At 44.9% G+C, this 8018-nt stretch carries 9 protein-coding genes; 3 read left to right on the top strand and 6 right to left on the bottom strand.

Annotation, left to right across the window (positions count from 1 at the left end):
* Positions 1-375: 375 nt before the first annotated feature.
* The 3 genes from H525_RS0114880 to H525_RS0114870 are packed head-to-tail and all read right to left on the bottom strand — an operon-like array spanning position 376 to position 2329.
* Complete coding sequence (locus tag H525_RS0114880; RefSeq protein ID WP_027416844.1) at positions 376-633, bottom strand: protoglobin domain-containing protein; 258 nt, start codon at positions 631-633, stop codon at positions 376-378.
* 45 nt (positions 634-678) lie between these two features.
* Complete coding sequence (locus H525_RS0114875; protein WP_211237022.1) at positions 679-1206, bottom strand: transposase; 528 nt, start codon at positions 1204-1206, stop codon at positions 679-681.
* 1 nt (position 1207) lies between these two features.
* Positions 1208-2329: a transposase gene (locus tag H525_RS0114870; RefSeq protein ID WP_027416842.1), complete on the bottom strand. Its 1122-nt coding sequence runs from the start codon at positions 2327-2329 to the stop codon at positions 1208-1210.
* A gap of 160 nt (positions 2330-2489) precedes the next feature.
* On the opposite strand from H525_RS0114870, the gene H525_RS0114865 reads away from it, so the two are divergent.
* On the top strand, positions 2490-3044 hold the full coding sequence (locus H525_RS0114865) for a 5' nucleotidase, NT5C type (protein WP_027416841.1): 555 nt from the start codon (positions 2490-2492) through the stop codon (positions 3042-3044).
* Between the two features lie 54 nt (positions 3045-3098).
* Here H525_RS0114865 and H525_RS0114860 read toward each other — a convergent pair whose 3' ends face one another.
* Complete coding sequence (locus H525_RS0114860) at positions 3099-4031, bottom strand: ketopantoate reductase family protein (protein WP_027416840.1); 933 nt, start codon at positions 4029-4031, stop codon at positions 3099-3101.
* Between the two features lie 134 nt (positions 4032-4165).
* On the opposite strand from H525_RS0114860, the gene H525_RS0114855 reads away from it, so the two are divergent.
* Entirely contained in the window at positions 4166-5089 is a 924-nt protein-coding gene (locus H525_RS0114855; protein WP_027416839.1) for a S66 peptidase family protein, read from the top strand.
* Between the two features lie 173 nt (positions 5090-5262).
* Positions 5263-6561 carry a hydroxylamine reductase gene (hcp, locus tag H525_RS0114850; RefSeq protein WP_027416838.1) on the top strand — a complete coding sequence of 433 codons (1299 nt, stop codon included), beginning with the start codon at positions 5263-5265 and terminating at the stop codon, positions 6559-6561.
* A 97-nt stretch (positions 6562-6658) separates the two neighbouring features.
* Here the strand turns inward: hcp and H525_RS26525 are convergent, their stop codons facing one another.
* Positions 6659-6937, bottom strand: a complete 279-nt coding sequence (locus H525_RS26525) for a hypothetical protein (protein WP_051331068.1) — start codon at positions 6935-6937, stop codon at positions 6659-6661.
* A 221-nt stretch (positions 6938-7158) separates the two neighbouring features.
* Positions 7159-7506, bottom strand: a complete 348-nt coding sequence (locus tag H525_RS0114840) for a phage holin family protein (RefSeq protein ID WP_027416837.1) — start codon at positions 7504-7506, stop codon at positions 7159-7161.
* Positions 7507-8018: the final 512 nt, after the last annotated feature.

Genomic DNA, 8018 nt, shown 5'->3' with positions numbered 1-8018 from the left:
ATCAGTGTTTTTTTGTTAATAGACAAGTCAACATATGTCGGACAATTGATGTGTCAAAAGATACGCCTTGTCCGAAGCCAATTCATCTCATGACGTAAGTCACGAGTGTTCTCGGCTAATTCATAAAAGGGCTTATACGTTCTGTGCCGCATGATTTAATAGTTCTGCCGATTGTGCGGCCTTTTGTGTGGCTAAACCAATTTCCTCAATGACATCGACAAGGTCTTTCATTTTTTTCCGTTTTCCACTGATGCATGTACTTCTTGAATTGATTTACCTACATCTGCCGTATATTGTGCGGTTTGCGCAGTTAACCCCTTTATCTTTTTGCCCTAATGCTTTCCTCCGGGTTTTTACTATGTTCATGAATCACATCTAAATGACTTTCCAACGTTTTAAACGTTCAATCGAGCTGTTTCGTAAAATGATTCCTTTAAGCTCAGGTACGTCAAGTACTGTCTTGTAAAAAATGGAGACGATTTGCTCAAGATGTTGTTTAATGAGAGCTTGTACACACTTGCCAACCTGAATTTCTTCCTTCGTTAAATTAATCATTTTCATTTGAGTGATAATCTCATGGTTGTCCACCTGAATGGTTATCTGTTCTTCTTCCACCTTACCCAGCCATTTCAAATGTTTCTCTGATCCTGCGTTTTTTTTCTACGACAGCAAAATCAACTAACAACATGTCTCTGCCCATTCTTGCTCCAACTTGGCCAGATATGCTTCGGGGTTTCGATTAAAGCGTCTGCGCTCCACATTTTCGCTCAAACGGGAATCCCACTCCGCTTTACGCTCCTTGTAGGATGTGTAGTCGACGGAGCGCAAGCGTTCCTTGAGATGTTCTTGACCAAGTGCATCGCTAATGAGCACGATCATTTCCCCGTTGCGCTGGATGTACGTATTCCAATTGCGAAGTCCGGTGATACGGCGATGGTCAGCCTTCGTCTGCCGAAAAAACTGCTCCAGGTCATTGTTCGTTCGTGGAATGTGATACTCGTCGTAACAGGTAAACAGGCCATCCCAGAAGCCTTTTGTATATCGAAGCACATTGTCCACCATGACGGAGTCATCGGCTTCCGTATACGTTTGCTTCATCCATTCGAGCAGCGCTGTCATTTCCCAGCGAACCGTTTCACTGGTTTTGTCAGTATCAGGTTCCAAAAGAGCCGCAATATGCTCCAGCGGCTTTCGCCACCGAGCCACGTCATCGTAAATGGAGGTCATCTGTTCTGTTTTGCTGAATATTCTGACGAAACCTTCGAGGAGCGAGGGCCCCTTTTTTATCCAAGCATCGGATGAGTGAGGCTTGAATCGCTTGTGCTCGTTCATAGATCAGCATGCCGGGCAACTCGAGCGGTGGGTCTCCGTCCTCTAACAGCAACGCGCGAGTGGCAGCGATGTATTTCTTGGCAATGCCGGCTTCGGCCATTTGCGCGGTAGCTTGTTCATGTTCGGATGCGCTTGCGGCGGCGTTTACGTTCTCTTTAGCACGGCTTTCCGCCTTTTCGATTTTACGCTCGATGTCCCGAATTCCTCGCAGGCTTTTCTTCAGCTCCGTCTTGAGCTTACGGTCCGCGTCCACCACCGGCTTCGCAATATCTTTCAAGTAGTGATACTGGCAGTATTGATACGGAACATCCGGCAGCAGGTCTTCAAAAGCCAAGCGGATCGAATGCTGACCGTCGCTCACGATGCCGACGATAGGAAATCCGAGCTCGATAATCGGTTTGATTAACGTTTGCAATTCCGCCGCCGTTCCGCTTTTCATGTTCTGCGCGGCGAGTACCGTGCCGCTGAATACTTCACGCAGCACATACAGCGTTTCGTTACCCTTCTCGGGCTGAACGCCATCCATGGATAAGATGATTCCGCCGTTTTGCTCCGTCGTCTCTGCCAGTACCTTGCGAACATGGTCATCGAGACTGGCCGCCAGGAGGACTTGATACCGTTCGTAAAGATTTTGAGCATGACGCTCGCTCGTTTTCACACCACGTTCATTCAGTGCATCGGCCAGTTCTTTCACCATCATATGCCGCTTAAAACGCAATTCACCGACCAGACAAAGAACATCGTAGCCATACGAAGAATGCTTCATGCTCAGCATCTCGGCTTCGGCTGATTTGTATGAAGTGCCCGCATGCGGACAATCCGGATTTTTGCAGGTATACGCCATGCTCCATGCGTCGATGACACCGTCCAACGTGGAAATTTTTTTGTGCCATGCCGTGTGGGATCGCTGCAGTTTCCTCTCGCAATGCGGGCAGTTCTGAAATTCCGGTTTGAAATAGACTTTGGGCGCGTCACCCAATCGATTTTTGAGAAGCATGAAGGGTCAACTCCTACGAGAAACTCAGACCCTTATTACTTCGACGAACGTCAGGAAAATCCTGTTAGTTAATTGTGCTGTCGTAGTTTTTTTTGACGATTGGCTCCATTTCGCTTATATTTAAAGTTGTCTATCCGTGTGGAAAAGGAGAATGCAAGCAGTGGTTAAAGCTAATAAAAAAGTACTTTTACTCGATATGGATGACGTTACGGTCGAACAATCCTTAACATGGATTCAGCGGATTCATGAAAAAACCGGCGTCCTGTATGACCGCGAGAATTGGACCGAATGGGATTTGTCAAAAATTCTGCCTCCTGAGTTATGCCAGTTAATTTTTGAAGAAATAAACAAAGAACCGAAATTTTTTTATAATCTCCCGGCAAAAGAAGGTGCGATTGAAGGGATAAAAATATTAAAAGATTATTATGATATTGTTTTTGTATCAGCCAGTGAATATTATGCTTTTATCGATAAATATAACTGGATTGAAGAAAATCTCCCTTTTTTGCCTAAGCCAAATCTTATATTAACACACCGGAAAGATCTCGTCATCGGTGATGTTTTGGTGGATGACGGTCCCCATAACCTGGTAAAATCGCCCGCGAAGAAAAAAATTGTTTTTGACAAACCATGGAACAGGAAAATCACCCAATTCCAGCGGGTGAAGAATTGGGGCGAACTCTTGAAAACGCTGCTTTCCGAACCATCTGTTTAGGTAAGAAATATGGCTACCGCCAGCCAGCAAGCGCTGACGATAGCCAACGCCGACTTATTTTGCATGCAGCATGCGCTCGTAAATTTTCAAACGGCTGTATACCGTGGATAACACCGGATATTTCTCCGCCTTATCTTCGTCCTCACCTGCCAGCTCCAGCAGAGCGCCATGGAGATGGTCCGCCTCCACAGGCAGTTTCTTTTCTACATCCCGCTGCATGGAAGACTTCATGGACGGACTGAGTGCTTCGGTCGTTTCCATCGTGCGTTTCTCTATATCTTCCACCGTAGGAGCCCCTATTTTCTTTGCAATCGACGCCACTTCGGAGATGAGTTTTTTATAGACTTGCTTCCCGGCCGCATTATCAAGAATCGAGCCAACCGGTGCACCCATTAAAGATGTAATTCCGCTCATAGAGGCGATAAAAATATATTTGTGCCATATATCCTGCTGTATATGTTCACTTAATATAACATGAAAACCGGCGTTTTCCATATGCCCCAGAATAGAAAGTACGCGTTCGGATTTCGTGCCGTCCCACTCGCCAAATACCAGGTCGTGCCGCACACTCGATTGAACAATCTCCCCCTCTGTATTTAGCGTGGTTTCAATAAAGCAAAGGCCGCCCAGAATTTTATCTTTGCCGAATACGCGCTGCAATTGTAAAAAATGCCGATATCCGTTCAACAAAGGCAAGATTATGGTAGATTCTCCAACAAACGGCCGAATATCGTCCAGTACCTGCGCCAAATGGTAAGCTTTCACCGCAATGATAATAACATCGAAATCCCCCGCTTTCTCCCCGTTACTGATCGAATGGACAGGTGCGGCAAAATCACCGTGTATACTGTGGATTCTCAATCCTTTTTCATCTAATTCCCTTCGTTTTTTTGCGCGGACAAGAAACGTTACATCTTCACCTTTTCGGACAAGCCGCCCGCCAAAATATCCACCGATTGCACCCGCACCTACAATTAGAAAACGCATCAAAAGCCCCTCCATCTACTTAATTATTTACTTAAAAACTTTCCTTTTCTTATACGCCCAGGAAGAACCAATTCGACTTTTCTCCATATATATACAGAAGATAGTTATTGGTCTATCCCGGGGGGGATCGTTTCATGGTAATAAAACCACCTATTCTGCGAACAGGGGATACGATAGGAATAGTTACACTGGGAAGTCCTCTGGATGCAGCCACGATTAATGCAAGAATTGCTACCTTACAAAGCTTTGGATTCAACGTAATACTGGGCAGCTTTGTCTACGCCAGCACCGGTTTCCTGGCCGGCACAGACCGGCAAAGAGCTTCAGATTTGATGGCGATGTTTGAAAACAGACAAGTAAAAATGATTCTGCCAACAAGGGGAGGCGTCGGGGTGTCCGGGATTCTTCCTTATCTTGACTACGAAATCATCCGGCGCAATCCCAAAATCGTAACCGGTTATAGCGATGTCACATCTTTATTAAACGCACTTTACCAATTTAGCAACTTACTAACGTTCCACAGCCTGCTGCTGATTGATTTTAGAGCTACCACTCCCGCCTACAATTATAATCAATTTTTCAGCGCTGTCGCCACAATCACTTCGCCAAGAGCCGTTACAAATCCCCCGGGCATCCCGCTTGTAAGCAGAGTTCGTGGCAATGTAACAGGGCGCCTTGTCGGCGGCAATCTTACGGCACTTGTGGATACGCTCGGCACCCCGTACGAAATTGATACGACAGGAAACATTCTTTTAATAGAAGAAACCCATGAGCCTATCAATACGGTATACCGCTATATCAATCATTTACGATTAGCGGGAAAATTTGCGGATTGTCTCGGTATTATTATGGGCGAGTGTACGGCCTGTCCACCTGCCTACGGAAAAACGTACGAGGATCTGATTAACGAGTTTATCGTTCCTCTGGGCAAACCTCTTATGACCAATCTAACAACAGCCCATGGTTATTATAAAGCCGCATTGCCCATTGGTGCACGGGTAAATCTGAATACGATCAACAATACGCTGACGATTCTTGAGCCCACCGTAAGCGGATAAATTGGCCCTTCATTTTAATTTGTTGCAAAAAATTGAACATATCACCGAAAAAAATAGAGAAGTCTTTCCTGTGTGATATTCCTCACATCTTTTTGCCTTCCGTTCCTATAGGATTAAAGCATAGATTACAACATAACAAATGTTGAAATAATGATGTTGAGGGAGGCCAAATGATGTTTTGTTATCAATGTGAACAAACGCCAAGTGGGGGATGTAATGTTATTGGCGTGTGTGGGAAAAACGAGGATATTGCAAGTCTGCAGGATACGATTATTTTTGCTTTAAAAGGAATCGCAGCGTATGCTACCCACGCAAAACAACTCGGTTATACAGATCCTGATGTGGATGCCATTACTCACGAAGCTCTATACTTAACTCTGACCAACTCTAATTTTAATATGCAGGAACATATTGATATGGCGATGAAGGTCGGAACCGCAGCGGTAAAAGTGATGGATCTTCTTGATCGCGCTCACACATCCCGCCTTGGAATTCCGCAGCCTATCACCGTATCGCAAAATAAAGTGGAAGGAAAGTCTATTGTCATCACAGGTCATAATCTGTTTGCTTTAGAAGAATTGTTAAAGCAAACAGAAGGAAAAGGAATTAACATCTATACTCACTCCGAAATGCTTCCGGCTCATGGCTATCCAGAATTAAAGAAATATCCGCATCTAAAAGGTAACATCGGGAAAGCATGGTACGACCAGCGCCGCCTGTTCGAAGAATTCCCGGGTGCGATTCTGGCAACAACCAACTGCGTAATGCCGATTAAAGGAACCTATGCGGACCGCTTCTTCTCCTATGAAGTAGCCGGACTCGAAGGCGTTACAAAAATTGTTAACGATGATTTCACTCCATTAATTGAAAAGGCTTTGTCTTTACCTGAGGCTCATATCGAATCCGACCAAACATTAACCACCGGATTCCACCATGAAACGGTACTCGGCCTGGCTCCTGAGATTATCAATGCGGTAAAAGCGGGCAAAATCAAACGTTTCTTTGTCATCGCCGGTTGTGACGCACCTGGCAAAGGCGGCGACTATTACCGTGAATTAGCCACTTCTCTGCCAAATGATACGGTCATTCTTACGACATCCTGCGGAAAATTCCGCTTTAACGATGTAGACTATGGAACGGTTGCAGATACAGGTATTCCGCGCTACATCGACCTTGGCCAGTGCAACAACTCCGGTTCTACTGTAAAAATAGCCATGGCTCTGGCAGATGCTTTCGGTTGTGAAGTTAACGAATTGCCTGTGAGCATCGTATTGTCCTGGTTTGAACAAAAAGCAGTCGCTATTCTTCTCGGATTATTCAGCCTGGGTATTAAAGATATTCGCATCGGGCCTAAACCGCCTGAATTTATTACGCCTGGTGTATTAAATGTCCTGCAAGAAGCTTTCAACCTTAAACTCATCGGCACAGCACAGGAAGATATGGCTGACATGCTTGCTTTATCTACTAACTAATCAGCCAAATCTAGTCTATTAATCGAAAAAAGTCCGCATCACTTTATAGTGACTGCGAACTTTTTTTAGTTTTACCTGCCGCGCTGAGTGGAAATCGTTATATTACCGGAGGGTATACACCCGAATACGATGGATAACCTCCGTAAAAACCTCCCGGATAGCCGCCATAACCCGGGTAGCCACCGTATCCGCCATAAAAAGGGCCTGGTCCCGGACCATACCCTCCGTACGGTCCGCCGGCCAAACCGCTTAAGAGGAAAGGGGTAAGAAAAAGCAACGGCAAGGCCGGATTTATCTGGCGTTCATCGACGTACGTTACCGGTTGAATCGGGTATGGCGCGTAACTTGGCTGAAGGGCAATCTCCTTTTTTTCCATAATATCCCTCGTTTCATCCTAACATTTTTAGACACTATACTATATGTGCATCCGTCTAATTTGGGTCATCCTGCGGAAAAATAGTTGTTTGCCCATCATATTGTTCTGCTTTCCACTTTCGGCAACAAAAGTTTCCTAATCGATTATTAAAGAAAATTTGGCCATCGCCAAGCCAGAGGCGCTGGCGATGGCCTTAGTTGCGCTTAGGTAGATAACGAAAGTTATACTTTCTTATCTACCAAAAAAGCATGCAGGATACCGCTTATAATCCAAAGCGCAATCGAACCAAAAAAGGCGTTTCCAAATCCCTCTACATGAAAACCGGGGACAATGTGGCTGGAGAGTTCAAGCATAGCGGCGTTAATCACAAGCGCGAAAATTCCAACCGTCAGAAAAGTAATAGGGAGCGCTAAAAATTGGAGGACCGGACGGATAAATGTATTAATCAGCCCTAACACGATTGCTGCCAAAAAAGCGGTCGAAACATGGTCAAACCAAATCTTTGGAAAAATCCAGGCCACAATAAGAAGCGAAATCGCAGAAATTATCCAGTGTACAAGTAATCTCATTACCTTCTCCCCTCGCATGGAAACCTCTTATTACTTTACATTATACATTTTGGGCAAAAAGATTGCTCCCGTAAAATAGATGGGCATACTACAGAAGAAATAGCTCTTGTCTTGCTTATTTAAAGTAAGAATGAGAAAATAGATGGGCGGAGACCAAAATTCACAAATATAGAGCAGCGGTATGATGTCAAGCCCCTAAGTTAACATAATATTTTGTCGAAAGCTGCTTTTTTGGGGGGTGAACCAAAAAAAGGCAATACCAAACTAAGCCCACCCTACCTTGAATTCAAAATATTTCCTCAAAATCCAAGGAACTGGTGGAATTGGATGAAAGAGTTATGTCTTACATGTGTTGTCGGATTCCTCCTTTCCGGTCGTAAAGTCGATTCGTCTTCAGCAGATAAAAGACCAATCGCACTAATTTACGGGCTGTAAGAGCAAGGGCACGTTTTTCGGCAAACTCTTTCGGCTCCGCTTTCTTTTTGGCATAGTACTCCGCGAATACAGGGTCG

Source organism: Aneurinibacillus terranovensis DSM 18919 (assembly GCF_000430625.1).
GTDB classification, from domain to species: domain Bacteria; phylum Bacillota; class Bacilli; order Aneurinibacillales; family Aneurinibacillaceae; genus Aneurinibacillus_B; species Aneurinibacillus_B terranovensis.
Note: the sequence above shows the minus strand (reverse complement) of the source record. Positions and strands in the feature narration are given on the sequence as shown.